The sequence below is a fragment of the Oscillospiraceae bacterium genome, from assembly GCA_031265355.1.
Classification (GTDB): domain Bacteria; phylum Bacillota; class Clostridia; order Oscillospirales; family UBA929; genus JAIRTA01.
Genome location: JAISCT010000049.1, coordinates 17,043 through 42,940, shown reverse-complemented (window position 1 = coordinate 42,940; position 25,898 = coordinate 17,043). Strand labels below are relative to the sequence as shown.

At 51.8% G+C, this 25,898-nt stretch carries 26 protein-coding genes and 1 pseudogene; 16 read left to right on the top strand and 11 right to left on the bottom strand.

Translation table 11 applies throughout. The annotated features are described in order from the left end of the window. The first annotated feature begins 15 nt into the window (after positions 1-15). Positions 16-327: a PadR family transcriptional regulator gene (locus LBK75_07765; GenBank protein MDR1158187.1), complete on the top strand. Its 312-nt coding sequence runs from the start codon at positions 16-18 to the stop codon at positions 325-327. Then, the gene (locus LBK75_07760; GenBank protein MDR1158186.1) at positions 324-665 is read left to right on the top strand and encodes a hypothetical protein; all 342 of its coding nucleotides are present in this window, start codon (positions 324-326) and stop codon (positions 663-665) included. The genes LBK75_07765 and LBK75_07760 overlap by 4 nt, the downstream gene beginning before the upstream one ends. Positions 666-796: 131 nt before the next feature. On the opposite strand, the gene LBK75_07755 is transcribed toward LBK75_07760, so the two are convergent. Together LBK75_07755 and LBK75_07750 are read right to left on the bottom strand one after the other, a co-directional pair. After that, positions 797-1,087, bottom strand: coding sequence for a nucleotidyltransferase domain-containing protein (locus LBK75_07755; protein ID MDR1158185.1), 291 nt, complete (start codon positions 1,085-1,087; stop codon positions 797-799). A gap of 436 nt (positions 1,088-1,523) precedes the next feature. Beyond that, complete coding sequence (locus tag LBK75_07750) at positions 1,524-3,320, bottom strand: metallophosphoesterase (protein MDR1158184.1); 1,797 nt, start codon at positions 3,318-3,320, stop codon at positions 1,524-1,526. On the opposite strand from LBK75_07750, the gene LBK75_07745 reads away from it, so the two are divergent. Next, complete coding sequence (locus LBK75_07745; protein ID MDR1158183.1) at positions 3,319-3,648, top strand: hypothetical protein; 330 nt, start codon at positions 3,319-3,321, stop codon at positions 3,646-3,648. The genes LBK75_07750 and LBK75_07745 overlap by 2 nt on opposite strands. Positions 3,649-3,678: 30 nt before the next feature. On the opposite strand, the gene LBK75_07740 is transcribed toward LBK75_07745, so the two are convergent. The 4 genes from LBK75_07740 to LBK75_07725 all read right to left on the bottom strand — a co-directional run bounded on the left by LBK75_07740 (position 3,679) and on the right by LBK75_07725 (position 7,136). After that, positions 3,679-5,496, bottom strand: a complete 1,818-nt coding sequence (locus tag LBK75_07740; protein MDR1158182.1) for a methyl-accepting chemotaxis protein — start codon at positions 5,494-5,496, stop codon at positions 3,679-3,681. A 326-nt stretch (positions 5,497-5,822) separates the two neighbouring features. Next, the gene (locus tag LBK75_07735) at positions 5,823-6,287 is read right to left on the bottom strand and encodes a hypothetical protein (GenBank protein MDR1158181.1); all 465 of its coding nucleotides are present in this window, start codon (positions 6,285-6,287) and stop codon (positions 5,823-5,825) included. A 73-nt stretch (positions 6,288-6,360) separates the two neighbouring features. Then, on the bottom strand, positions 6,361-6,729 hold the full coding sequence (locus tag LBK75_07730) for a hypothetical protein (protein ID MDR1158180.1): 369 nt from the start codon (positions 6,727-6,729) through the stop codon (positions 6,361-6,363). Further along, the gene (locus LBK75_07725) at positions 6,726-7,136 is read right to left on the bottom strand and encodes a PadR family transcriptional regulator (protein MDR1158179.1); all 411 of its coding nucleotides are present in this window, start codon (positions 7,134-7,136) and stop codon (positions 6,726-6,728) included. The genes LBK75_07730 and LBK75_07725 overlap by 4 nt, the downstream gene beginning before the upstream one ends. Before the next feature lie 1,301 nt (positions 7,137-8,437). On the opposite strand from LBK75_07725, the gene LBK75_07720 reads away from it, so the two are divergent. The 13 genes from LBK75_07720 to LBK75_07660 all read left to right on the top strand — a co-directional run bounded on the left by LBK75_07720 (position 8,438) and on the right by LBK75_07660 (position 20,898). Beyond that, positions 8,438-9,304 (top strand): HNH endonuclease, encoded by an 867-nt coding sequence (locus LBK75_07720; GenBank protein ID MDR1158178.1) that lies wholly within the window; start codon positions 8,438-8,440, stop codon positions 9,302-9,304. A gap of 91 nt (positions 9,305-9,395) precedes the next feature. Continuing rightward, entirely contained in the window at positions 9,396-9,803 is a 408-nt protein-coding gene (locus LBK75_07715) for an SMI1/KNR4 family protein (protein MDR1158177.1), read from the top strand. Between the two features lie 131 nt (positions 9,804-9,934). Next, positions 9,935-10,768 (top strand): hypothetical protein, encoded by an 834-nt coding sequence (locus LBK75_07710; GenBank protein MDR1158176.1) that lies wholly within the window; start codon positions 9,935-9,937, stop codon positions 10,766-10,768. Then, positions 10,765-11,472, top strand: coding sequence for a hypothetical protein (locus LBK75_07705; protein MDR1158175.1), 708 nt, complete (start codon positions 10,765-10,767; stop codon positions 11,470-11,472). The genes LBK75_07710 and LBK75_07705 overlap by 4 nt, the downstream gene beginning before the upstream one ends. Then, a complete protein-coding gene (locus tag LBK75_07700; protein ID MDR1158174.1) occupies positions 11,459-12,283 on the top strand; it encodes a DUF2705 family protein in 825 nt (274 codons plus the stop codon). The genes LBK75_07705 and LBK75_07700 overlap by 14 nt, the downstream gene beginning before the upstream one ends. Before the next feature lie 10 nt (positions 12,284-12,293). Next, positions 12,294-12,941, top strand: a complete 648-nt coding sequence (locus tag LBK75_07695) for an ABC transporter ATP-binding protein (GenBank protein MDR1158173.1) — start codon at positions 12,294-12,296, stop codon at positions 12,939-12,941. A 2-nt stretch (positions 12,942-12,943) separates the two neighbouring features. Further along, positions 12,944-13,621, top strand: a complete 678-nt coding sequence (locus LBK75_07690; GenBank protein ID MDR1158172.1) for a hypothetical protein — start codon at positions 12,944-12,946, stop codon at positions 13,619-13,621. Between the two features lie 722 nt (positions 13,622-14,343). Then, positions 14,344-14,766, top strand: coding sequence for a hypothetical protein (locus LBK75_07685; GenBank protein ID MDR1158171.1), 423 nt, complete (start codon positions 14,344-14,346; stop codon positions 14,764-14,766). 65 nt (positions 14,767-14,831) lie between these two features. Then, positions 14,832-16,841 carry a hypothetical protein gene (locus LBK75_07680; GenBank protein ID MDR1158170.1) on the top strand — a complete coding sequence of 670 codons (2,010 nt, stop codon included), beginning with the start codon at positions 14,832-14,834 and terminating at the stop codon, positions 16,839-16,841. Continuing rightward, positions 16,838-17,446, top strand: a complete 609-nt coding sequence (locus tag LBK75_07675) for an ATP-binding cassette domain-containing protein (GenBank protein ID MDR1158169.1) — start codon at positions 16,838-16,840, stop codon at positions 17,444-17,446. The genes LBK75_07680 and LBK75_07675 overlap by 4 nt, the downstream gene beginning before the upstream one ends. 41 nt (positions 17,447-17,487) lie before the next feature. After that, on the top strand, positions 17,488-18,003 hold the full coding sequence (locus LBK75_07670) for a hypothetical protein (GenBank protein MDR1158168.1): 516 nt from the start codon (positions 17,488-17,490) through the stop codon (positions 18,001-18,003). Positions 18,004-18,240: 237 nt separating this feature from the next. Further along, on the top strand, positions 18,241-19,107 hold the full coding sequence (locus tag LBK75_07665) for a MerR family transcriptional regulator (protein ID MDR1158167.1): 867 nt from the start codon (positions 18,241-18,243) through the stop codon (positions 19,105-19,107). Between the two features lie 351 nt (positions 19,108-19,458). Beyond that, positions 19,459-20,898 carry a putative DNA binding domain-containing protein gene (locus tag LBK75_07660; GenBank protein ID MDR1158166.1) on the top strand — a complete coding sequence of 480 codons (1,440 nt, stop codon included), beginning with the start codon at positions 19,459-19,461 and terminating at the stop codon, positions 20,896-20,898. Here the strand turns inward: LBK75_07660 and LBK75_07655 are convergent. From LBK75_07655 to aspS, 5 genes and pseudogenes are all read right to left on the bottom strand, one after another. Further along, positions 20,895-21,189, bottom strand: a pseudogene (locus LBK75_07655) (Fic family protein). The gene LBK75_07660 and the pseudogene LBK75_07655 overlap by 4 nt on opposite strands. 17 nt (positions 21,190-21,206) lie before the next feature. Continuing rightward, on the bottom strand, positions 21,207-22,631 hold the full coding sequence (gene gatB / locus LBK75_07650; GenBank protein MDR1158165.1) for an Asp-tRNA(Asn)/Glu-tRNA(Gln) amidotransferase subunit GatB: 1,425 nt from the start codon (positions 22,629-22,631) through the stop codon (positions 21,207-21,209). Positions 22,632-22,639: 8 nt separating this feature from the next. Further along, entirely contained in the window at positions 22,640-24,109 is a 1,470-nt protein-coding gene (gene gatA / locus LBK75_07645; GenBank protein ID MDR1158164.1) for an Asp-tRNA(Asn)/Glu-tRNA(Gln) amidotransferase subunit GatA, read from the bottom strand. A gap of 12 nt (positions 24,110-24,121) precedes the next feature. Continuing rightward, on the bottom strand, positions 24,122-24,415 hold the full coding sequence (gene gatC, locus LBK75_07640) for an Asp-tRNA(Asn)/Glu-tRNA(Gln) amidotransferase subunit GatC (GenBank protein MDR1158163.1): 294 nt from the start codon (positions 24,413-24,415) through the stop codon (positions 24,122-24,124). A gap of 51 nt (positions 24,416-24,466) precedes the next feature. Beyond that, positions 24,467-25,786 (bottom strand): aspartate--tRNA(Asn) ligase, encoded by a 1,320-nt coding sequence (gene aspS, locus LBK75_07635; GenBank protein ID MDR1158162.1) that lies wholly within the window; start codon positions 25,784-25,786, stop codon positions 24,467-24,469. Positions 25,787-25,898 lie beyond the last annotated feature (112 nt).

The window sequence follows — 25,898 nt, the reverse complement described above, 5'->3', positions numbered from 1 at the left end:
CAGTATAAAAAGGGTGTGTTAGACCTCTGCGTGCTCTCGCTGCTGCACAGGGGAGACCGGTATGGGTACGATGTGTCGGAGGCGCTGTCGCGCAGGATCGAGATTGCAGACGGGACGGTCTACCCCATCCTGCGGAAGTTGAAGAACGAAGGACTCGTGACGGCGTATCTGTCCGAGGACAGCGGCGGCCCGCCGCGGAAGTACTATTCGCTCACGTCGACGGGCCGGGCGGAGTACCGCCGCCGCCGGGCGGAGTGGCTCGCCTTCGCGCGGGCGGTGGACGATATGATCCGGGTGGACGATGAGCAAGGAGGAGTGTCCCGATGAATAGAGATGTCTTTTTGGACGCGCTCGGCGACGCGGCGGTGGGGCTGTCGCTCCTCGCGCTCGGGTGCGTGTTCGCCGCGCTGACGGCGTGCTGTCACGCCTTCGCGGCGAACACGGCGCGCGCCTACCGGCGGTGGCACCGAAACACATGGCGCGGCACCCGCTACCCGCCGGTGAGTATCCACCCCCTGCTGCGCGCGCCCCTGCGCCGCCGTCTCCGCGGTCTCGTCACCGTCTCGCTGGCCGCCTTCGCCGGATTCTTCACCCTCGGCTACACCGCCCTCGCCCTCGCGGCCCGGCACGTTGAATTCTGGCACGTCTGGCAGTGGTTCGATTGACAAAATTTTGGAGGGGCAACTCGTCGATTTGCCCCTCCGCTTCAAATTTCAGTACAACGATCGGATTGCGACAGATTACAGAGATCTCCTTGGGGCCCCTGACAAAATGGCTGCTATCCTTTTTCAATTGGTCACGCTCGTTCATAGAGCAAAATCTCCTTGTCAATTTTAATGTATGACTCGACGGGGATTGGGGCATGTATCAGATCCACAGACAGTCCAAGTTGTTCTTCCAGCCTCTGTTTCAGTCCCGACAGCTTGATCAGGGAAATCGTAGGCGACGTAAACTCGACCAAGAGGTCTATGTCGCTGTCCTTGGTCTGGGAACCGCTGGCATATGAGCCAAAGCACGACAAGCTCTTGATCGGGTAGTCCTTGGCCAAGCGGGCAGCCACCTGCCGAATCTTATCAATTTCAGGCATTTGATCCCCTCCCATCCGTCTCGGAGAAGCACCGCTCTCCCGGTGTTTCTTATCCCCATTATAGCATATCTCTTCGATTTTTCCAGTATGATTTGGGGCGTTAGTCGATCGCGAGCAAGTTGAACCGGTCACTTGCTCTCACGGGCAGCCGAATTTAGTGGGAAAAAGACAGCACCTGGTACACCTACGATCTGGAAGTCTCTCAAGACGGTCCCCGCCGGCGGGCTCCGCACAGACGCGGCGCCCGATGCGACGGTTTGCGGGGCCGCAAAAGGACAAAACGAAGGGCGTCGAAATTCCCCCAAATTTCAACGCCCTTTGCCATCTTTCGGAGCACTGCCGTCAAAACAGCTATTGCCAAACAGCTCCGGCCTGAATTTTGGCTCGTCTGGCAGCGGTTCGATTGACTACAATCGTTCAAGGCACCATACACCCGCTATCGTGTTTTTATCATCTTGGCAACGGCCGCGATGTCCTGGATGTCGATGGCGCCGTTGTTGTTGTAGTCGTAGAAGCGGTATTTGCTCCAATTTGCGTGGGCGGTGTCCGCGCCGAACATGTCGATGACATTGGAGAGATCAATCAGGGTGACGTCGCCATTCTCTCCGGTTCCGAGCGTTCCGCCGCTGGAGGTGAAGGCTGTATCGGCGGCCGCAACGCGTATTAGTTTACCGCCGGCTTCATCTTTCACAACATAGTGTAGCGTCAGTTTGATTTCATTGTCCTCGTTCTGAAGTGCGGCGTCCTCTCTGGCGGAGAAGAGAACCTGGCCGAGCTCTTTGGCGCCGTAACCGGGCATCATGACCGCAATCCTCACGCCGCTCTCGCTTGTGGCCGTATTGAGCACGCTCATGCCTTCGGAGGGCGTAAAGCCTCTGAATGCATATTTTTCGGTGTCGAAGGCATAATCGAGAATGGCGGCGTTGCTCTGGACTGTCTCGACAAAGGCCGCGGCCACCCGGAAGTAATCGCCTTTTTTCACAAGGTTCGCATCGCAGGTGATACTCAGCGGGCCTTTTGTCGTAAAGGTGCCGGTCAGAGCGGCGCCTTCTTTTCCGTAGAAGCCGATCGGCGTGACGCTGATGCGATAAGAGGTGTTTTCTTTCAGCTTATTTGTGCTGTAGGAGACAGTTTCGGGCTGTGGGAGCATAAAGTAGTTTGCTTGCAAACGGGCTGTATCTGCGACAGCGCCCGTTTCCGATTCACTGATTTCCACGGTATAGACAAAGGCTCCATCGTCCGGAATGGTTTCGCTCTTGTTTTCCGCCTGTGCAAAGGTGTAGGTGAAACCTGTATCGGCAAGATTGGAGACTGCGATTTTGGCGCCGGGTACAAATTCGGGCGCGCGGGATTCTTCCATGCGTTTGTCCTGGCGATAGGGAAGCATGGCTTTGTCAGCCGATGTGTCGAACACGTACGGCGCGGCGATCTCTTTTCCGTAATACATGTCGACGCGGCGAATGGTCACGGACGATCCGTCCACGTCCACAACTATGCCCGTGCTGGACTCGCCGCGGTTGACGGGGGAATATCCGATGTTTGTGTTGTTTGTCTGGCCGGCCGTCAGCGGATTGGTAAAATCCAGCGCGACATAATATACGGATCCGCAGTTAAGCGCGGTATAATCCCCTTGCCAAATGTTCCTCGGGTCGATCGGAGACACATGGGAGTGCCCCGAAAAAGTGACGACCTGAGAATATTTGCTCAGTACTCCACGCAAATCATGCGCCGGATCCGCCTGCGACTGCCGCGAGCCGATACAAGTGTCAACCATTGTATGATGGATAAACACAAAGATAGGCCTTGCGGGATCCTCTGCGTGAGCGGCGTCCAACCGCGCTTCCAGCCATTCTCTGTGCTGCTCGTAGGTCGCGGTATTGTATTCCCTGTCCAGGGTACTCACGGTGATAAAGTGGTAGCCGCCTATCTCTTTATCATGGTTGGCCGAGAATCCAAAGACGTCTTCAAAGCGCTTCAAAACGTCTTGCCCGTTGACCTGATAGTTGTCATGATTGCCCAACGACAAGATGTTTTCCTGTGCCTTGGAGTTTTCGTCCATAATTGCCTTATATGTGTTGAATTGCTGTAGCGTGCCGCTTTCCGTGATGTCTCCCACTGTGACAATGGCATCCATCGTGGAATCGATTTTCGCAAAGGTCTGATACGCGGTTACCAAGCGCGCTTCATTTGTAAGCGAGGCCAGCGCGGAAGCGCCGATATGCGTATCGCTCATGACGCCAAACCTGACCCCTGTTTTGGGCGCAAATGCTTCAATGGGGTTGGACGGGGCCGCTATCGCTGCCATGCCCGTCAAGGCGATAGCGGCAACAGCCATCGGCAGACAAACAGCCAGGGCAAGGACTCTCTTTGCTTTTTTCATCATTGTAATCCTCCACAATAAAATTTCGGCGTCCATTTTTACCCAAACTCCTGAAGAAAATTCTAACAGACAGTGGAGAATCGCGCTATCAAAAACAGGTAAAATAAAGATAAAATTTAGGAAAATCCAGATTCAGGCGGGGCAAATCAACGACTTGCCCCGCCTGTTTTTTCCTCTTTGAAAAACAAAAACAACCCGCCCGATGCGGCGCTCAATATTTGCCCATGCCGCCCGATGTGATAAAGTGGTCCGCCGGCCACTGGTCGGACCCTCCGCCGGCGAAAGCGGCGGCCGGTGACGACGGCAGAGAGGCTAGGGCGTCCCTGCGCAGCTTGAACCGAGAGGCAAGCTGGGATAGCATATCGGCCTGACCGGTCATTTCTTCGGAGGAGGAAGCGCTCTCCTCGGCGGTGGCACTGTTTTGCTGTACGACTTGCGCCACCTGGTCGATGCCGATGTTGATCTGCTTGACGGCGCTCGACTGCTCCTCGGAGGAACGGGCGATGTTGCCGACGATGACGGTGCTCTCGTTGATGCCCTCCACGATCTTCTTCAACGAACTGGCGGTCTCCTCCGCGATGCGAGAACCGAGCTGCGCCTTGGCCATGGAGTTGTCGATCAGCCCCGTGGTGTCCTTGGCGGCCGCAGCGCTTTTGGCAGCCAGACTGCGGACTTCTTCGGCCACCACCGCAAACCCCTTGCCGTGCTGGCCGGCGCGCGCGGCCTCCACCGCCGCGTTGAGGGCCAGGATGTTCGTCTGGAAGGCAATGTCGTCGATCACTTTGATGACTTTACTGATGTTCTGGCTAGCCACGTTGATCTCCTGTACGGCCTCTGTCATCTGATCCATCTGGCCGGAGCCTTTTTCGGCGTTGGCGCGGATGGTTTCCGACAGACTGGCGGCCTGGCCGGCCAACTGGGCGTTTTTGTTGGTTTTGTCGGCGATGTCACTGATGGATCGGGACAGCTCCTCGATGGAGGTCGCCTGCTCGGTGGAGCCCTGTGCCAGCGTCTGGGCGCCGTCGGCGATCTGCCGGGCGCCGACCGCGACCTGCGAAGCGGAGCCGTTGATGTCGCCGAACATGCGGTTGAGGCTGTCGATCATCGCGGCGATCGCGTTGCCCAGCGTATCCTTTGGGCCGACCAGATTTACGGCCGGCGTCAGGTCGCCGCCGGCCACGACCTCCAATGTCTTGGCCTTGTCGATCATGCCGTCCATCATCTTGGCGAAAGCGCCCGCCATTTGGGCGATTTCATCCTTAAAGGCGGCGTCCTGTTTGACCGCACCCACGCTCTCCTCGGAGAGCGCAAGGCTTCCGGTGTCGCCCACCTGCCTGGCCACCGCCAAGATGCGGTTGACGGGATTGGCGATGATTTTGGAGATTAAAATGGCCAAAAAGAGCGAGATCAACAGCGTCACGACCGCAATGGCGACAATGATGACGGTGCTTGAGCCGAACAGGGTGTCGTTGGTAGCCACTTTGTCGCCCGCCTGGGTTTTGTTGTACGCAAACGCCGCGTCGATCGTATCCGAAATATCCGAGCCGGCGCTGTCGATCTCCCTGGCGGCGGCCGTCAGCGCCTCAAGATCGCCGCTTGCATAGGCGGCGCGGAGGTCGGCCTTGGCACTTGTAAAAGCGGCGCCGCCGTATTGGTTGGCGATCGTCTCATAGCCGCTCATTTTTGCGGTATCGCCCTCCGCAATGGTGGCCCGGTAGGCGGAAAGAGCCGCCTCAAAATCGCTTTCCTTATCGGCCAAGTCGTTGTATTCCGCTTCGGCCAAGTCCGGGTCCGCTTCATAGAAGATGACCACATTGTCCGCGCATATGCGCTGCCCGCCGAGAAGATCGTACAGTGTAGCCAAGTCGGCCATCGGCAGGGTGTTTTCCTCATACAGCTCCGTGCTCTCCCGGTTGATCGTAACCAGACTGACGATGCCGATCAGGCCGATCACGATGGACAATGCGATGACAATCATGAAAGACAACAGGATTTTCACCGAGACTTTCATATTTTTTACAAGGCGCATACAGATTCTCCTCACTGTGTTCACCGGACGCCCGTCCGGTGAGCGATGTAATCCCTCAGGTGTAAATTTCCCCATTAAATAAATCGAAAGAAAAACGCAAAACATGAGGAGCGGACTTACCTGTTGCGGCACAAATCCCGCGAAGCGGGTCCCAGGCACACCCCGGCGCCGGGCGGCGAGGCAGGGCCTGCCGCTGTCTTCGCAAGAGTGTCTTGCAAATTTTCCCATATATTTACAACAAAAAGAGGCGCATCGCGCCTCTTTTTGCCTTCATCTACTGCAATTGCATTGCACTTGTACGCAACACACTGTCGCCAGACAACCCGTCAGCTGACCGTTCCGCCGGCACTGCACGTCAGCGCACTATTCACGGAAGCGGTGCCGGTTGAAGTAGATCCAAGCCACTTCTTCAGCGTGGCTGTGACGCGCGCGGTTGCGCCTGTCGTCGAAATGCTCTGGTTCTCATAGGTCCAGTTGCTGGCGACCCAATGACTGGCGGACGCGCTGACAACCCAGGCGGACGAACCATCGTATCCGAACGTGGCGTTCAACGTAACGGTTGCTATGGTGGTGCCGTTGTCCTTATACGTGGATGCGCGCGTGGCGCTTTTGGTGCTGCTTCTCAGCAAAGAACTATGGACTGTTATGGTCGTTTCAACCGTGATGCCGTCGCCAAGGTATTCAATGTCGGTTGTTTGAGCCTCCCCGAACTCGGCGGCATAACTAGATACCGGCGCGGATATGACGCACAGCATAGCGAAGCAGCAGATAAACGCTTTGACCTTCTTCATTGTCAGATTCCTCCAATTTAGTAAATATAAATTGCCCAAATCCGTGATATTAATCTTGCTTATAAGATCGCCGTCACGGATACAGGTAAATTACGGTCTCTTCGGTCAGCTCAATGTCAAGATGTGCCTGACCTATATAATAAACGAATATGCAGAGAAGAACGATGACTACGATAGGCAAAGCAACAAGAAGTATTTTCCATATGTTTTGCATACGCTTATGATGTTGTATTTCTGCAGGATCTAATGTTTCCATAAATGTTTCCGAAAGAGCCGCCGGGTCGCCCAGCAAATTGGAGAGATCTTCAAATGTAGCCTCTGGCTTGTCCTTCAGAAAATCCTCCACGAACGCATCCGTCTGCTTAAGGAAACGCGTTTTAGAAGCGCGGGAGCATATCATGGTCTTTCGCAATGTTTTGTAGTAGCGGTTTAATGCTTTCATCCCTGATCTTCTCCCTCCAAATTTGTCAAATCCAGAGTGTCCTGCGCGAGAATTTTGTCAATCACATCTGTTACAGTCCGATATTCTGCAACCAATTTTTCAAAGTATACCTTGCCCTCCTTGGTGATAGAAAAGTAGACACGCAATCTATTGTCCTCAGAGATGGTCTTGTTAGACTCAAAGATATATCGGAACTTCTGCAATCTGTATACGGCTTGGTACAGGGTATTGAAAGTAAGGACACCGCCACTGATTCGCTCAATCAGATTCATCATTTCATACGTGTACATAGGCTTAAAACGCAACACAAACAGCACCAGCATCTCTGTCGTTGCTTTTTTGAGCAAGTCCTTAATACTGGCTGACGTTCCGCTTCTATTTGAACTGGTGTCCGGTGTCTTGTCCATAATCGCCTCGTCTTGTGAATTTTCTTCCCCAATGCTTGTCCCCAATTTGTGGATTATTTTCCATTAATTGGATATTCCCTTCTGCCCCTCACGGCCAGCCCACTGTCTCTGGACAACAGATTTTGACTTCAGGAAAACTATATCAGAAAAAATGTGTGCTGTCAACTATGATTTCTATTGACAAATATGTTTTCTTGGTGTATTATGGGTTTCGATAGTGTTTGCAGCTGTGTGTGATTCGGTGCGAGAGAGGATGTGTTTGGGGATGAATTAAGGCGATTTTCGTCAAATTTTATAATTTATTACTGCTAAATAAAATTTGCTATTGACAAGTATGTTCTCCTTGATGTATTATAAGCTTCGGATAAGGGGCCGCTTGACGAGCGATAGGCTTGGGGTGGAGAAAGGGCTCAATATTGCATGAAAGGGGAGATGCGTGGGGCGTTTAAAGATTATCCCTAACGGGATATACAATTTTGGAATATGTGTACCACCTCTGATGGCTACAGTATTCAAAATTAAGATTTCGGACAGCGAACGACATGGCGTAGCTATTTGATGATTCTAAATCTCTCGTTTTTGAAAATTTGTTGGAGCCTAAATTCCCCTTAAGTTTAGCGTAGATAAGATTCCAGTGACTTTGCGATGTCACCAACTGCGCCAAACGACACCAAAATGTCCGTCTGCTGCTTTGCTCCCGTCTTCGGATCCTCCTCAGCGAAAACAGGTTGCGCTTCGCGTTACGCTGTTTTCGCTCCTGTTCTCACCTTCCGTATTTATTCTGTCACTTTCTTGTCGTCGGCGCTCTTACTTGCCTGTCGTTTGACATGTAAGCACCACTTATTTGTGCTTGATAGACGGCTCTTACACGGGTTGTTATTCTGCCTTGTATCCATGGAGATAGTCCGCAACTTAATTCACCGTGCTTTGTAGTTGCCTTCTCTGCGAATACATTATATCATGAAACGATATGTGGCGCAAAACGACACGTGGCGCCCTTTATTTTCATTATTATTTGTGCCACAGCACCAGTGGCGGCATGGAGGTTGTTGTGATCTTTGTGAAAGCCGTGTCAGAGGCAATTTGTTAATGTCGGCAGACAAGATATAATGGTAGCTCTACTGTTCTGTAATGCATGCCCTCTTCCATACATTTTATAGCGTGTTTGTTCCTTCAGGACCAGGCTATACTAAAATTTTATTGTAGCGTTAGGCGCATCGGTTTCATCAACTTTTTGTGCCTTTCGCAAGACAAGAAAGGGATGGCTAAAAATGCAAATATTGCGCAATTCGAAGGTAATTATGGCCGTAATCTTGATGTTCTCCCTGATTACTACATGCTTCGCAATCCCGGCAGTTGCCACAGAAAATGTCGAAACATTCTCGGTTGTCAGCGTATCTACGGAGATAGAAAAGATTTCCATCGAGGCTTCTGACCACATAATCCACGCATACAAGGTGTCGGAAGAGCCCCTCGAAAATGGTGTGCAATTCAAGATTGCTATTCCTGTTTCTACGGATGCTGCTCAGTCAGCGCTTGAAGATGAAACGTCTATTTCTAATGTAACAGCAGCGGTAGATCTCTTTTATATTGATGTATCTATCCAAGGCTCAGGAGGAAAAGTTGTTGGAAAAGTGTGGCATTTGGGATTTTTGCCAGCCCACAATTTGGAGATATCATTATGGGCTGGGAATACAGTTGCGTCGAGTAAAATCACATCTGTTAACACAACAAATATCACCGCCTGGCCTGGTTCTACTCAAGTGTCTTCAACACCTTCAGCTAGTAAGTTTTGGGATGTGACTATTACTGGAACAATGGATGGAGAGTCTTTTTATTACTCGACGTATGACTTGCTATTTAATAAAAAGGCTGTTGAATATCCTGATATTACAGATTGTTTTGGAAATGTATTTATGACTGTCCCTTCATCATCATCATGGGCGAAAGTGTCAGCTCCGCTCCCTGCATTAACCACTGCTCAAAGAAATGCTTATATAGCGTGGTATGAGCAGACGTACAATAATGGAAACTCCTTGAATTGGAATGATGTTCAGATTCACCATATAAAGCCGCGAGCATATGGTGGAACGCATGCTAATTCGAATCTTATGCCGTTGAAAACATCAGTACATACTACAGTCAATACGTGGTGGGCAAATTACTAATTTTTCGTTTTCGTTTTGATTTTCTATAGAGACAATACTACTAATAGGTCTGGCGATTTCGCCAGACCTATTGTGTGAAGGAGTTCTGATTATGTGGATTGAAAAAATAAAAAAATATGCAAAAACCATAAGATTAATAGATATTAAGGCCCCTGCAACAGATACAGAAATCCAAAACTTGGAGAAATTATTGGGAGAAATTCCTAGCGACCTTGTTATACTCCTTAAGGAACTCAACGGGGACGGTTGTGTACTGCTCTCTGTTAATGAAATAATAGAAACGAATAAACGGCTTCGCTCGCTTGAAGATTATATGCCTTTGGACTGCTTGTTATTTTTCGCTGGCAATGGGTGCGGTGATTATTATGGATACCAAGTTAGAAAAGCAGGCATCTGTGCATATAACATATTTTTTTGGGATCATGAATATGATAATCGAACTTGGACGGCCGGAAATATGGATGAATTCATTTCAAAATATTGCAATGGCGAAATATAAATGGACGTTCAATCAAACTTGAGAGTAAAGCGTTTAAGCCGGTTATATCGTATATAAGGTTTTGCTGTTGTGTATCCGTGCAGAGATGGCGGGGCGAGTTTCGCCCCGCCATCCGGCGAGGGGGATTGAGAGTGAGGACTTTTATCCAGCTTGAAATAAGAAAACTGTTCTCCCACTTTGAGTTTCGTGTTTTACTCATCGCGTCTTCCCTGGCTGCCGTGCTGGGTATGTTGGAAAACGTGATCCTTTTCTTGTCCACCGACGTTTCCAGTCTCAAACCTGCTTTTCGTATGGGGATGGTTTATGATGGGACCTTCGGTTATCTTTTTATGGCATATTTGCTGCCCTTGTTTGTGTCTGTCGCTTATGCCGACAGTTATTTTACGGAGCGGCAGTCTGGAGTCGATGTTTTGCAATTTGCCAGAACAAAGCGGAGAATGTATGTGAGCGCCAAGGCCATTGTGGCGGCGGCAAGCGGCTTTTTTCTGGTGATATGGACATTTGTCTTAAACCAAGTGTTTTGCCTCCTTGCTTTTCCCTGGCGAAATCACAATTCTTTTTTCGGTGATGCATATGCGATCGGTGGCCCTCTTCCGGACATATACCTGCAAAGGGCACTATTTCCCAATTTGTCTATAAACTTTCCTTATGTGGATAACCTTGCCCATATCGGCATTGCGGGGGTGTGGGGTGCTGTCATGGCTCTTCTGACATATTGCATCTCGTTTTATTTGCGCAAAAATCGGATTGTCGTGGTTGGGGCAACGACAGTCGTCACAATACTTTTTTATTTTATCGGGGACAATCTGTCTCCCTCTCTTACGATTACAAACTACATTCAGGCCGTCCCGATTACGGTTGGGTTGCGATTGGAGACATTCATGTTGGTGTGCGCGGTTGCGGTGTCGCTTTGCGCGGGAAGCCTGTGGTATCAATCCCGCGGCAGGTTGGATGATCTGCGATGAAACTGTTTGTGCGCACGCTGGTCGGGAACATGGCATTGCGGTTTGTTCTCTTGTTCGCCGTGCTTATCGCGGCGGCAGCCAATTTAATCTACCTCAACAGTCACATCAGCGGTACGCCTTCTCTCTATACGGCGCACTACTTTTTTGTGCTGGATGGCGTGGTGTTTCTTCCTTTGTCGCTCATGTTGGCACGTGAAGCAAATCGGTGTGTGTTCACAGTGTTTTCGCTGGTGAGATATGTCTCTTGGAGGCGTGCCTATGGGGAACGCTTGAAGATGCTTGCTCTTGAGAGTTCACTCATTCCGCTGATTCGGTTGCTGCTGTTTCTTTTATCCGTCGCTTGTCTCGGAAATGGCGCCCCCCTCCCTTGGTCGGTTGTACTGATAACTCTTTTTTCTCAGTATATCGCCTTTCTTTTTGTCGGCGTGTTTGTGCTGATGTTTTCTGTACTGGATATGACGCGGATAGGCGCGGCGATTGTTTTTGTGCTCGCCTTGGTGGATCTCACAGGTTTACTGGGGCGGTCCAGTCACGTGTGGGATCTGTCAGGTGTCCTGGCTATGAACACGGGGGCATTGTGGTACACAGGGACGATCCCTCTTGAGCAGGTGTGGGCAATATGGATTGTCTGTGTGGGCAAAACGATGGCGATACTTCTTTTGTCTGTGGGGTTTATTGGGAGTCAATATTATGTGCGGAAGTAACCAATGCGGGAGCGTGCGCGTTGACCGCCGCAAAATGATGACGGCGTTCGGATGCAACTTGGTTATCGCTGTGAGCGCCCTGTTCTCCGTGAATTTATTGCCCGTTCCCAGGGGCGAAGCAGATTTGAGCGTTTTCCTGATGGTTACCCTGGGGGGATGGATCCCGAAAGACGGCGGACTGTTTGGCTTTTTTTTGCATGGCCTGTTGCTTTCCATCCCGTTTTTAATCAATCTGCTGCTCTTTTCTCAGGTGTTTACAGAGGACTGGGACTGTGTCTCGACATACGTTTTCACGCGAAACGGAAGCCGGACACGGTGGTATCGCAACAAATGTGTTGAGCTCTTTTTGTATTTGTTCGCCTCTTACGCGTTTCAATTGGCGGCTTCTTTTTTCATTGGCCTGTTTGCGTTCGGATTTTCCATCGGTCAATTGAATCATCTGCTTTGTACAATGGCCTACTTGTTCTCTCTGGGCTTTGGCGTGCAGTTGTTATACTTGTTGGCCGCCAATATCATGTCGTTATTGGCCGGTCACGCGCTCGCTCCTCTGTTTCTGTGGGTCTTTCATATGCCGTTGTTTTTGTTGCTATACGCCAGCCTTCCCGAAAAGCTGCTGCGTTTTTGGCCCTCGGCCCAGTTCATTTTTTCTCTGCATGATATTCCGTCGCTGCGGGATATCACTTTGCAATCCATTGAGAGCGCGGGCGGGATGTCTTGGGCATACTCGTTTCTCTATCTTGTGTTGGGTGTCACAGTTACCGCTGTCATCGGGTTGAAGCGTTTGAACAAAGGAGATCTTTTGGCAAAGTGAGGTGTGTATGATGGCCGATCTTCTTCTCAGCGGCATCAACAAATACATAAAAAAGAATCACGTCTTGAAAGACATCCATCTCTCGCTGGATGCGGGACAAATTTACGGATTTTATGGACGCAACGGGTCCGGCAAGACCATGCTTTTCAAGGTGCTGTCCGGCCTTGTCATACCGGACAGCGGGCATGTCGTCGCCTTTGGTCAGGAATTGCAAAAAGACGTCTCCTTCCCGCCCGAGATGGGCATCCTGTTTGATCGTGTTGGGCTGTGGCCGCAGTATACGGGGTATAAGTGTCTGCAGCTTTTGGCGTCGATTCGGAATGTCGCTTCGGAGCAGGACATGCAGACGGCCATGGATCGCGTGGGGCTGGACTGGCGGGACCGGCGGACCTTTAGACAGTATTCCCTGGGGATGAAACAAAAATTGCTGATCGCGCAGGCGATCATGGAAAAACCACGCCTGCTCGTGTTGGATGAGCCGACAAATAGTTTGGATGAGGCGACGGTAAACGGGTTCCGGGCCATATTGAACGAAGAAAGACAGCGCGGCGCATTGATCCTCATGGCGAGCCATAACAAAGAGGATATCCGCCTGTTGTGCGATGATATTTTCCTGATGGAGGAAGGAAGATGTTCCCATGCAGAGGGGGGGATATGACCGTGAAAGGAAAGATATTTTCTCTCTGTTTCTTCTCCATTCTCCTTTTAGGGGTTTGCGTCGCGCTTCTGTTTCGTTTTACACGAAAAACAATCGTGCTGACCACGGAGTCTCTGGCCGCATACACCATATATCTTTCTGAGGACTCTGTCGAAAAAGAAAATGAAAGAAGAGAGTATAACCGTCCCGATGCGTTGGAATCCGCATCTGAGCTGATCCTTTTTGCAACACCCACGGGTTCGCGCCGCATGAAGGAAGGGTATGTGGAATCACAGGTTGTCGTTAATCGCGTTGTCAAAGGCAATATGTCAATCGAGGGAGATCGATTGTCCGTGTTGGAACCAGCCAGCTTTCACGATACGAAGAAAGGTGGCCGCTGGTATTCCGGGCAACCGCATTATGCGATCATGATGGCAGAAAGAGAATATTTGCTCTTTCTATCGCTGAGAGAATTTCCAGAGGGATACAAAAGAACGGCTGACGATATGTCCTACTTAATCAAGGGCGGCTGTTGGGGCAAGTACGCGGCAGAGAAATGGCCTGAACCGTCTCTTGATGTGTTGCAGGCAGGTGTCAGTTGCACCTATGCTGATCTTATGTATGCCGAAATTATTACCACAAACGATGAGATTATGACGGAATATTTGGAGTGGAAAAATTACTTTCTGACACGATGGTGATGAGCGTAGTATGTCCGCTGGATCACTGTCGTATATTGAGGTAACACACTCCATCCATCGATTTTAAAACCTTAGGGTCTGTCGAAAAATAACCTGTACATTTGACTTGCCCTTTTGCGCCCCGGCCGCGTTGCTGGAACCCTTGAATACTACAAGTATTCGCGGAATCCGGCGCCTTGCCGGGACACAAAATTGCTGCGCCAACTGCACACTTTATTTCCCGACAGACCCTAAATCCCCGAAGATGCCGCCCGTAGCGATCGCCCGCGTCGGTACCCAGTCCGCTCGGGCGTATTATGCTTGCCCCTAGGCCCAGCGCACGTCGCCCCTTCCGCCGCCTCCATCATGTCCCTCACCACGTCCAATCCCAGCGAGATGCTCAGTTGCGGCAACCCCCGGCTGGCCCTCTCGCACAACTGTTCGATTCCGACTTTCTTCGAAATCCCCTTGACGTCTGTACCCTTTATCTGATAAACTTTCACCGTGGATGGGGTGCTTCTATACGGAAAGAAACAGAGGAATTAAAAATGAAACAGTGTGGTAATTGCCTAAAAATCAGAATAAAAACGGGCCTAATTTATGCGCTGAGCACAGCGCTACTGCTCTCCTTCCTTTTCTTAACGGCCTGTCAGTCTGGGGGCGAACCGACGCCTTCGGAGGCGTCAATCGAGTCCCCTGAACAGAGCGTCTTGCCGACGCCTGATCTAGGAGGTACAACGTATGTGGATCTCTCAGAAAATTTTGAAATCACCGTGTATCCGGCTCGTATTGTCATGGACAGAGATGTCAAAAGGCTGTGCTACAAGTTTTTCTTTTTGAACAAGACGGAGACAGAATTCGACAACTTCAGGGCCTATTGTGTACTGAGCGAAGAAATGCAGAACTATATTGCCTCTGGAATTGTCATGCTTGGCGATGTGGACATCGGCCCCCGCACCAAACGTCCTCTCAAGGCCGGTCAAGGCCCGGCTTTAAACGCCTCATCCAACTCCACAATTGCGGACGATGATAAACTGCAGGCATTGGGCCTCGACCCCGCAGGGTTGGCTGGGTTCGCGAAGTCCGTCACGCTCGAACTTACATGGAACAACGACGGGTCGGAGAAGATCTCTTTTGAGGTTGAGGTTATTGACGAAACCATGTAACGGTGCACAACAACACATCTATGGTTCAGCCGTCGATAGTTTGACAAGCAGTGGAGACGAGTGATATGAGAGCAATTAAATATGTGATTACATTATTTTTATTATTGATTGCGTTTCTTGCGACAGGAGAGCGGTTTATATATCATCTTGTCCATTTTGAGAATACCTTTAGCGGGATGACTTTTGAGTATGAATTATACGGACAAAAGGGATCAACTGCCCTGACAAAGGACAAAATTGCAAGCGCGCTGGAAGAAAATACGTTTGATGTATTTCGAATTGACACAAGATATTTGTCTGATTTCAAAGAAGAAAAAATTATATATGGCACAAGAGGAGCGCTTGAAGAGTTGCGCAGGCGGGGCATCGTACCACAAGTGTATAAGAGTATGTTCATCGGAGAAGTTGAAATAATCTTCAAAGATTTTTCCGAGATTGAAAATATATACGAGAGTGATGTATTTTATTATATTGGCACACTTGAACAAGCGGCATCCTTTAAAAATATTACAGCCAGTGAGTTGGCTGAGTATTATCAGGTAAAAGAATTAAAAGTCGTCAATGGGAGTGAATCTGGTGTTTATGCCACACTGATTCTTGTTTGGGGAACAGCCTTTTTGTTGGTACTTTTTCTCACATTATATCAGACCATTATTTCGAGAAAAGAAATGATGATTCGAATGACTCTTGGCGATAATCCCCTTCGCGAGTTTTCTTTTAACGTAATATTAGATACAACAATCTATTCCGTATGTTTCTTTGTTTTAGCCTTTATATTGGAACAATTTGCACATGTGCATTATAAGTTTGGATATATTCTTGTCATGTTTTTTTCTATGCTCGCTCTCAATGCACTGATTAATTTGTTAACAACAAGGATATCTCTAAAAAAAGATCTTTCGAATTCTTTGAACCACAAAGGAATCTTGACAGCTACGTATATTGTTAAATCCATTAGCACACTCATGGCATTCGTTGTACTGTCCGCAAATTGTATAATTATTGTTGAAGCATTTGATTGTTTTAAACAGGAAAAATTCTTTGAAACACAAAAAGATTATGGTTACTATAAACTCAATTATTCAACAACAATTAAAAACTCTGATGATCTTAAAAAAGTCACGGAAGATGAGAAAGGATTGTGGTATAAATTTGATTCACGCTTTGGAAACAATTCACTTCATTTGTTTGATCTTTCCGACTCCTATGGCCGAAATGTTGTGTTGCTAAATAGCAATGCAATGGATTTGATGTTGCCCTATATCGGTGCGGATTTGGAACAAAAGGTCGAATTGGCAAAAGCATCTGGGGAAGAAAAAATATTTGTTTTCTTCCCAAAAGACTATGATTTGAAGACATTTTCAGAGACAATAGAGATGACGGCCGGGATTTTTTTGCACAATATTCAAGGTGATATAAACGAGCATCTTACAACAGATGTATATGAGAAAAATTCGTACCTGCTTGGGGTTAATAGCGGACGCAATATGTATAGAAGTGTTTTTCTTAAAAATCCGATTGTTATCTTCGATGTTATGGAAGAATCCTATATAAAGCGTTGTTTAAATCCATTGTATTTGGCCAATGATTTTTTATACAGTGTTCCGGATTTGGATTTTGAACAATTCATTAATACCTCTTCCAATTCAGAAAATATGATTGTAAGAGCTACGAATGCGTGGGAACTATATCTTTACAATCGAGCTGGGATAGAAAGAACTCTCAAATTGATGAGTGCCGTTTCAGCATTGATTATGCTCTTGGAAATATTAATGATTGCTTTTATTGTCAGACTTGAATATACAATAAATGGAATTGAAATGTCTGTAAAAAAGACTCTCGGTTATAGTCTGATTGAGCAAAATAAACGCCTGTTTGCATTGCCTTGTGTACTGCTCCCATTTTATACTGTGTGCGCCATTGTTGTTGTGAAGCTTATTGGCTATGGGGATGCATTTTATGTGCTGTTGTGCGGAATGGCTATATTTGCTATAGAAGTCTTGTTTGTTACTTTACAGTGTATACGAACAAATAAAATCAAAACTACTTCGATATTGAAAGGCAAAAAAGTATGATTGAGTGTATTGATCTTTGTAAGTCTTTTGGCGAAAAAGAGCTTTTTCATAATTTATCCTTTCAAATTGACAGCGGCGAGTTTTTCTGCTTTTCTGGAGAAAGCGGAAGGGGGAAGACTACGCTTCTTAATATATTGGGCATGATCGAGCCGCCAACAGCCGGAAAAGTTTTGTTTGACGGTTCGGAAATACGGACGAATGGAGAACGGCTCAACTTCTTTCGCACGAAGGTGGGTTTTGTTTTTCAAAACTTTGCCTTGGTTGAGGGCAAAACTGTGGAGCAAAATCTGGCACTTGTCAGAAAAAGCAATCGGCAGAATATTTCCATTCAAGAAGCGTTGGACAATGTGGGAATCTCTGAAAAAGTCAAAAGCAAAGTATATACTCTCTCGGGGGGAGAACAACAACGCGTGGCATTGGCCAGGTTATTTATCAAAAAATGTGACATTATTCTTGCCGATGAACCGACCGGCTCTTTGGATAGCCACAACGCAAAGATTGTCATAGACATTCTAAAGACGCTAAATACACAGGGGAAGACCGTCGTACTGGTGACACATGACAGTAACATTAAGCAAGTGTGTGACAGAGTCATCAGCTTATAATGGGTGTTCATGTCTCAAAGGCTACTGAAGGAGATAGATGTATGACTAGGTTTACTACGCGCAAGAAGGTGATTTGCAGCGTTTTAATCACTGTGTTTTTTGTTTTTTTGATTTTTAACATTTTATGGTTTTTACATTTTGCATCATACAAAAAATTCCTTGACGATAAATTTGTAATGTTGTCCGGTTCTTTAACAAGCTTCTTCGATCAGACAGAGCCAACGCATTTTGGCATCAAAAAGCCTCCATACTTAACCTATGGAGGAAATCTTTATGCCGTCAGTGCTGACCAGGCTAACTCCATTATCATTTGGCCGACCTTGATGTGTAAAGAGATTCAAGAAATCGGTCTCATCATTGAAGACGATGGCGGGATGGGGTATATGGTCTATGTTGATGAGAATATGGAATACGATACGAATAAAAACATGGGGGCGTCTATAGAGTGGGCGATGTCAGCGAAATCATTGCTGCAAGAACGCCAAAGTGAAATAAATGAATTGTTTGAACAAGCCAAAACCAGGTTTAACTTACCGCCTCATAAATCTCCTGAATAAATCTGAAAACTTTGTTCTCAGCAACATCCTGTCCCCATCGAGCACTTGGTGCCCGGTGAGGACTTTCACATTTTCCGCTCAATAAAGGCGGTCGATGTTACGATATAAATTAATAGAGAGCGCAGACAGTAGAAAGATATCATCCGCCGTCACAATTTGTGGCCTGTGCGTACGGCGTTTGGACTGGTCTATTTTTTCTTTCATCGCGTAATCCGCTTGACGGACGGAGGGGATTGCTTGAAACCGGAAGATCATCTCTCCATCGGAGCATTCTCACGGATTGTCGGCATTACCCCAACTTCCCTGCGCGTATACGACAACAAAGGCATCTTCTCCCCTGCTGTGCGGGGGACTGGCTTAGAAAACGATTATCGCTACTACGCACCCATGCAGATAACAACGATCAAGATGATTCGCGTCTTGACCAGGCTAGGGATTCCGCTCAAGACGATACGGGCGCTGGCGGTGGCCAGGACGCCGGAGAAGTTGATAAAACTGCTCCGCAAGCGGAAAGAGGAGCTGGCGGAAGAGATTCGCTTCCTGCAGGAGGCTCATTCGGTCGTCGCCATGTTCCTTGATTTCATAACCGAAGGATTGTTCGCGGAGGAATCGGAGATATTTGTGCGCGAAGGCGCCGAAAGACGAATTGTGCTTGGCGAGTCCAACGAATACAGGGAAGGCGAGGGCTTTTACGGTGCGTTCACCCGGTTCTGCATCGCCCCGCACACGCCGGAATTGAATCTGTCTTATCCTATCGGCGGCTATTTCGACAGCATGGAGATGTTTCTGGACGCTCCCTCGTGGCCAGCACGTTTTTTCTCATATGATCCGCAAGGTAACGAAATCATGGCCGAGGGACTGTATCTCACGGGTTATACACGGGGATATTACGGCCGGACGAACGACCTTCCCCGGCGCATGGCAGCATACGCGGACAGGAACGGCCTGACGTTTGCCGGCCCCGTGTACAATACCTATCTGCTCGACGAACTCAGCATAATAGACCCGGAACAATATCTTTTGCAAGTTTCCGCCTCTGTGTCAAAAGCACGGCGCGACCCGATGAACCATATCCGCCGTCGTTTACACCGGCTGCCGTCATAGTTCTCTCCGTCAGCGGGCTCGCACTACACAAGCAGACACCTTTTGCGGTGCGGCCAGCTACGGTCGCCGCTTCCGCCGCGCTGACTTCACCGTTGTTGACAAGATACGCCAGAGGATCTGGCGCATCCACAAATATCGCGGTCTGTCCAAGAGCGAACCCTCATTCAGGAACATCAGCTGGCGGTCCGTCAAGCTTGCAAATAAAACAAGATATATGATTTTGATTAACAGCTCATTAATCAAAATAAATTTATTGAATTTCACCAAATCGCAAAAAATATTTTGATTAACGCTTGCAAAAATCAAAATATTTTGATATAATGCTGTCGCAATCCAAGTCGGAGGTGCGATATGCAATCGGAAGTTCTTGTCAAACTTGTCCTTGAGATCCGGGCGCAGAAGTGTGAAACGCAAACCCTTGAGGTCAAGGCTGCCCATCTGGGGTGCCCTAGCAAGCTGTTTGATACGCTTTCGTCTTTTTCAAACCAGGACGGCGGCGGCATCATCATTTTCGGTGTGGACGAGAAGAGCGATTATGAAATCGTTGGCGTTTACGACCCACAGGATTTGCAGCACCGCGTAGCGGAACAATGCAAGCAAATGCAACCCTCCGTCCGTCCTCTTTTCTCTGTCGCTGTGATGGACGGAAAAACCATCGTGTCCGCCGAAATCCCCGGCGTGGACATATCGGAGCGCCCTGTTTATTATAAAGGCGTCGGCAGGGTCAAAGGTTCATTTGTACGCGTTGGCGAAGCGGATGAACCGATGACAGAATATGAAATTTACAGTTATGATGCCTACCGCCGCCGCGTTCGGGACGATATGCGAATTTCCGATCTGGCGGATGTCTCCCAGTTCAACTCCGAAACAATCGAGCAATATATCGTTGCCGTTAAAAAAGAGAAGGCGCATATCGCAAAATTGTCCGACGAACAGATCCTCAATTTGATGGGCGTGGTAAAAGACGGTAAGCCGACGTTGGCCGGGGTCTTGTGTTTTTCAGCGTATCCGCAGGCGGCATTTCCACAGCTTTGCATCACCGCTGTTGTTGTACCGGGTCTTAAGGTCGGGGACAAGGGCATTGACGGCGAGCGTTTTGCCGCCAACAAACGCATTGAAGGCACAATCAAAGAGATGGTTGACGAAGCCGTGTTTTTTGTGGAACGCAACATGCGTGAAAAAACAATTGTCGTGGACGGACAAAGAAACGACAAGCCGGAATATCCCATCAACGCCGTGCGTGAGGCGATTGTCAATGCAGTTATGCACCGCGATTACAGCACTCATACCGAGGGAACGCCCGTCAGGCTTCTCATGTTCAATGACCGCCTGGAAATTTGGAACGATGGCGGTTTATACGGAAAAATCACCATTGACAGCCTTGGAAAGGTACACGCCGACACGCGAAATCAAGTGCTTGCGAACATTCTTGAAATGCAGCGCGTCGCCGAACATCGTTACTCCGGCATTCCAACCATGCGCGTCGAAATGGCCGCTTTCGGATTGCCAGAACCGATTTTTGAGAACAAACGCGGCAATTTTGTGGTTACGTTGAAAAACAATCTCAATGCCCGGCCACCTGAAAACAACATCAAAGCTGAGGGCAGCAGCTTGGTTGATTTCTGCCAAACGCCGCGTACAAGAGAGGAAATCGCTGTATTTTTAGGCAAGACCACATACTACGCCATGCGGTCTTTTGTCGACCCGCTGCTCGAAAACGGCAGCCTGAAAATGACCATTCCCAACAAACCGAGAAGCCGAAACCAAAAATATTACAGCGAAAGGCTTTAACGCCGCAAGCGCACAATTTTATATTCTGCATCATCCGTATCCAAAATCGCCTGTAACATAAATCGTATAAATTCCGTACAGTCGCCGGCATCGTTGGAACTTCCGAGCGCGGTATAGTATGCCTTCTGGACGGTTGTGTACCATTGTTTCAACCGGAAGCCACGCGAAAATCTTCTTCCACTGGTACAACAGAAGTGTTTGCCACATTCTGCCCATGCGCCCGTTGCCGTCTGAAAACGGGTGAATGAACTCAAACTCGTAGTGAAACACACAGCTTTTAACGAGCGGGTGAACCGCCGCGCCCTCCGTCAGTCGACAAGGCCGCGGCCGGTCAGGGCCTCGCGCACCAGGCGGTGTATGAGCTGTGGGTCGGCCTTGCCGCCGAGGGCGCGCATCGTCTGGCCCACCAGAAAACCGAAGGCCTTCTCCTTGCCGCCCCTGTAGTCCTCGACGGACTTCGGGTTGTCGGCCAGCACCGTTTCGACGGCCGCGCGCACAAGGTCCGGGTCGCCGACGAGGAGCAGGCCCTGCGCCTTCACGTAGGCCTCGGGGTCCACGTCGTGGAAGAATACCTGCTCGAGCACCTTTTTGCCCACGGTGCGGTTGATCTGCCCGCCCTCGATCAGACCGATCAGCGCGGCCAGCTTTGCGGGGTCCAGCGTCAGCTCCTCCGGCAGCAGGCCGCTGTCGCCCGTCATGCGCATAATGTCCGTCATGATCAGGTTCGCCGCCGCTTTGGGACGGCCCGTGCGGGCCGCTGTCTCCTCAAAGAGACGCGCCCATGCCCGCTCGGAGGTGAGCTGCCGCGCGTCGTACTCGGGCAGGCCGAAGTCCGCCCGGTAGCGCCGGCGTTTGTCCTCCGCCAGCTCGGGCGTCTCCCGGCGGATCCGTTCGATCCATGCGTCGTCGATGTGCACGGGCAGCAGATCCGGTTCCGGGAAGTAGCGGTAGTCCTGGGCGTTCTCTTTCGAGCGCATCGCAAAGCTTGCGTCCTTGTTGTCGTCCCAGCGGCGCGTCTCCTGGCGGATCTGCCCGCCGGCCCTCAGTACCTCGATCTGCCGCTTCGTCTCGCTTTCGACGGCCCGGGCGATGGCCTTGAAGGAGTTCATGTTCTTCATCTCGGTGCGGGTGCCGAGTTCGGCCTGGCCCTCGGGGCGCACCGACAGGTTGATGTCCGCGCGCATCGAACCCTCCTGCATCTTGCAGTCGGAGACGCCGAGGTAGAGCAGGATCTCGCGCAGCTTCTCGAGGTAAGCGATGACCTCCCCGGCGCTGCGAAAGTCCGGCTCGGAGACAATCTCCAGCAGCGGTACGCCGCAGCGGTTGAAATCTACCAGCGTGCAGTCCTCCCACGGGTCGTGGATCAGCTTGCCCGCGTCCTCCTCCATGTGGATCTCGTGGATGCCTATTGTCTTCCCGCCGCCGATGTCCAGCGCGCCGTCGCGGCAGACAGGCAGGTAGAGCTGCGACACCTGGTAGGCCTTCGGCAGGTCGGGGTAGAAGTAGTTTTTGCGGTCAAATTTGCCGCGGCGCGTGATGTCGCAGCGCAGCGCCAGCCCGGTGCGCACGGCAAATTCCACCACCGTGCGGTTTAAAACGGGCAGCGTGCCCGGCATCCCGGTACAGACCGGGCAGACATGCGTGTTCGGTTCGCCTCCGAAGTCGGTGACGCAGCCGCAGAAGATCTTGGACGCCGTGGACAGCTCCACATGGACCTCGAGTCCCGCAACCATCTCGTAATTCACGCGCGCGCCTCCTCTCCGGGCCTGTTCGGCCGTTGTCTGTGGAAATCCGTCTCGGCTTGGAACGCGGCGGCCGCCCGAAAGAGGGTCGCCTCGTCGAAGGCGCGTCCGATGAGCTGCAGACCCACCGGCAGCCCGCCGGCAAAGCCGCAGGGGAGCGTCACCCCGGGCAGCCCCGCCAGGTTGACCGAGACCGTATAGATGTCCCCCAGGTACATCTTGAGCGGATCGTCGATGTTCTCGCTTATCTTGTAGGCCGTCGTCGGCGCGTTGGGGGAGAGAATCATGTCGCACTGTGTGAACACGCGGTCGAAGTCTTGCTGGATCAGCTCACGCGCCTGCATGGCCTTCTTGTAGTAGGCGTCGAAGTACCCGGCGCTCAGCACAAACGCGCCCAACATGATGCGGCGCTTGACCTCCATGCCGAACCCCTCGCTGCGGGTGCGCAGGTAGAGCGCCTCCAGACTCTCCGCCCCGGCGCCCGCGAAGCCGTACTTGACGCCGTCGTAGCGCGACAGGTTGGAACTCGCCTCGGCACAGGCGACCACGTAGTAGGCGGGGATCGCGTACTCGACCAGCGGCAGCGCGACGTCGACGAGTTCCGCCCCCATCGCCGCGAAGGTCCGCGCGGCCGCCCGCACCGGCGCGGCCACGGCCGGGTCAAGTCCTTCGCCGAAGTAGTTGGCCGGGACGCCGATTTTCAGCCCCCGAACCCCGGCCGGCGCCTCCGCCTCCGGCGGGCGGGCGACGGAGGTGGAGTCCCGCTCGTCGCGACCCTCGATCAGCCGCAGCGCGGCCGCGCAGTCGAGGATGTCGCGTCCGATCGTCCCTACCTGGTCGAGGGAGGAGGCGTAGGCGATCAGCCCGTACCGGGACACCGCCCCGTAGGTGGGTTTGACGCCGCTGACGCCGCAGAAGGCACAGGGCTGGCGGATCGACCCGCCCGTGTCGCTGCCAAGGGCATAGAAGGCCTGCCCCGCCGCGACGGAGGCCGCCGACCCGCCCGAGGACCCGCCGGGGACACGCGCCGTGTCCCACGGATTGCGCGTGGCGCCGAAGTGAGATGTCTCGGTGGAGCCGCCCATCGCGAATTCGTCCAGGTTCGTCTTGGCCACCAGCACGGCCCCGGCCGCCAGCAGCCGCTCGTACACGGTGGCGTTGTACGGCGGACGGAAGGATTCCAGCATCTTCGAGCCGCAGGTGGTCGGAATCCCGGCGGTGCAGATGTTGTCCTTCATCACCATCGGCACGCCGGCGAGAGGGGAGAGCGCTTCCCCCGCGTCGAGGCGTGCCTGCACGGCCCGCGCCGCCGCGAGCGATTCCTCCTCCAGCACAGTGACGCAGGCATTCAGCGCCGGCTCCGTCTCTGCGATGGCACGCAACGCGTGGCGTGCGAGTTCCTCACAGCCGATCCGCCTCTCGCGCACCATCCGTCCGACTTCCAGCGCGGTGTGGTCTCTCAAATCCATCCGACGCCCCTCCTATTCCACGGTCTTCGGGACGACAAAGCAGCCGTCCTTTTGGCGCGGCGCATTGCCCAGGATCGTCTCACGCGCGGCGCTGGGGCGCGCGGCGTCCTCCCGAAAGACATTTTCATTCGCCAGTGGGTGCGACAGCCCCTCGACGCCCTCCGTATCGAGCGTTGACAGCGTCTGCATATACCCCAAGATCTTCCCCAGATCTTCCTTCGCCGCCGCCTGCTCCGCCGGCGTCAGCCGCAATTTCGACAGCTCTTCCAAATATTGTATCAACTCGTCATCAATCGTCATCCCCACAACCTCCTTCGTCGTTCTTCAAATTTTCCGTTAACAATTCTCACCTGTTCATCACGGCACGAGGCGCGTGGTGTCGCGGGGGAACATCGAGGCGGTGCGCACGTTTTGTTCGCCCAGCAACTGTAGCAGCAGCCGCTCAAGACCCAGCCCCAGACCGCCGTGCGGCGGGCAGCCGTAGCGGTGGAGCATCAGGTAGCTCTCGAAGTCCGCCGGCGCAAGGCCCTTCGCACGCATCTTCTCCACCTGCGCGGCGTAGTCGTGGATGCGCTGCCCGCCCGTCGTGATCTCCAAGCCGCGGAACAACAAATCGAAACTCAGCGTGTAACGTGGATCCTCTTGATCGTCCATCGCGTAAAATGGACGTTTCTTGGCCGGGTAGTGCGTGACGAACACGAAGTCGCTGCCGTACTCCTCTTCGGCGAGCCGCCCGATCAGGCGCTCCTCTTCGGGCTCTAAATCAAACGGATTGCGGATCTTGCGCCCGTAGCGGGCGGCCACCCGCTCCTTGGCCTCGGCAAAACGCAGGCGGGGGATCTCGTCCCCGATCTCGGGCAGCGTCACGCCGAGCTGCCGCGTGTACTCGGCGTACGGCCCGGCCAGCATCGCCAGCGCGCGGCGCAGCAGGTCCGTCTCCTCGCGGAGGATGTCGTAAAAACTCTCGATGAAGCCCATCTCGAAGTCGACGCTGATGTATTCGCTCAGATGGCGCGGCGTGTTGTGTTTCTCCGCCCGAAACACAGGGCCTATCTCAAACACGCGCCCGTAGACGGGGATCAGCATCTGCTTGTAGGCCTGCGGGCTCTGAGCGAGAAAGGCTTTCTTTCCAAAATATTCCAATCCAAACAGATTGGACCCGCCCTCGGCGCCGGCCGAGACCAGTTTGGGCGTAAAGATCTCGGTGAAGCCGTTCTCCTCAAGATGCTGACGCATCCCCCGCACGAGCCCCTCGCGCAGCTTGAAGACGGCGCGCCGGCCGTCGTTGCGGAGCGTCACCGGGCGCAGTGTGAGTTCGGTCTCGATCTGCAGGTTCAGCCGGCGCTTCCCGATGGGCACGGGCAGCGCCTCGTACGGCGCGGAGAGCACCGTGAGCACGTCGGCAACGAGTTCCACGCCGCCCACGGCCCTGGCCTCCGGGCGCAGCACGCCGCCGACGCGCACGGCCGACTCCTCCCGCGGCAGCGGTTCTTCTTCGCCCGCCTTGTCATACACACACTGGATGAGTCCGTCCTCGACGCGCAAGATGAGAAAGGCAAAGCTCTTCATATCCCGCACCGCGTGGAGCATGCCGTTTATCTCCACCCGCGTCTCCGCCGGCCTGTCCGCCAGCCCCGCCGTGCGGCTCAAGGGCGCGCCGCCTGTTTCCGTCGTCATGACCAATTTCCTCCCTCGGCTGTGATTTCATGGGGTTTCGCCGCACTGTGTGCAGAGTGGCGAAAAAAGAAAAAGAACCCGCCCCGGCATTTCGGGACGAATTCCGTGTGAA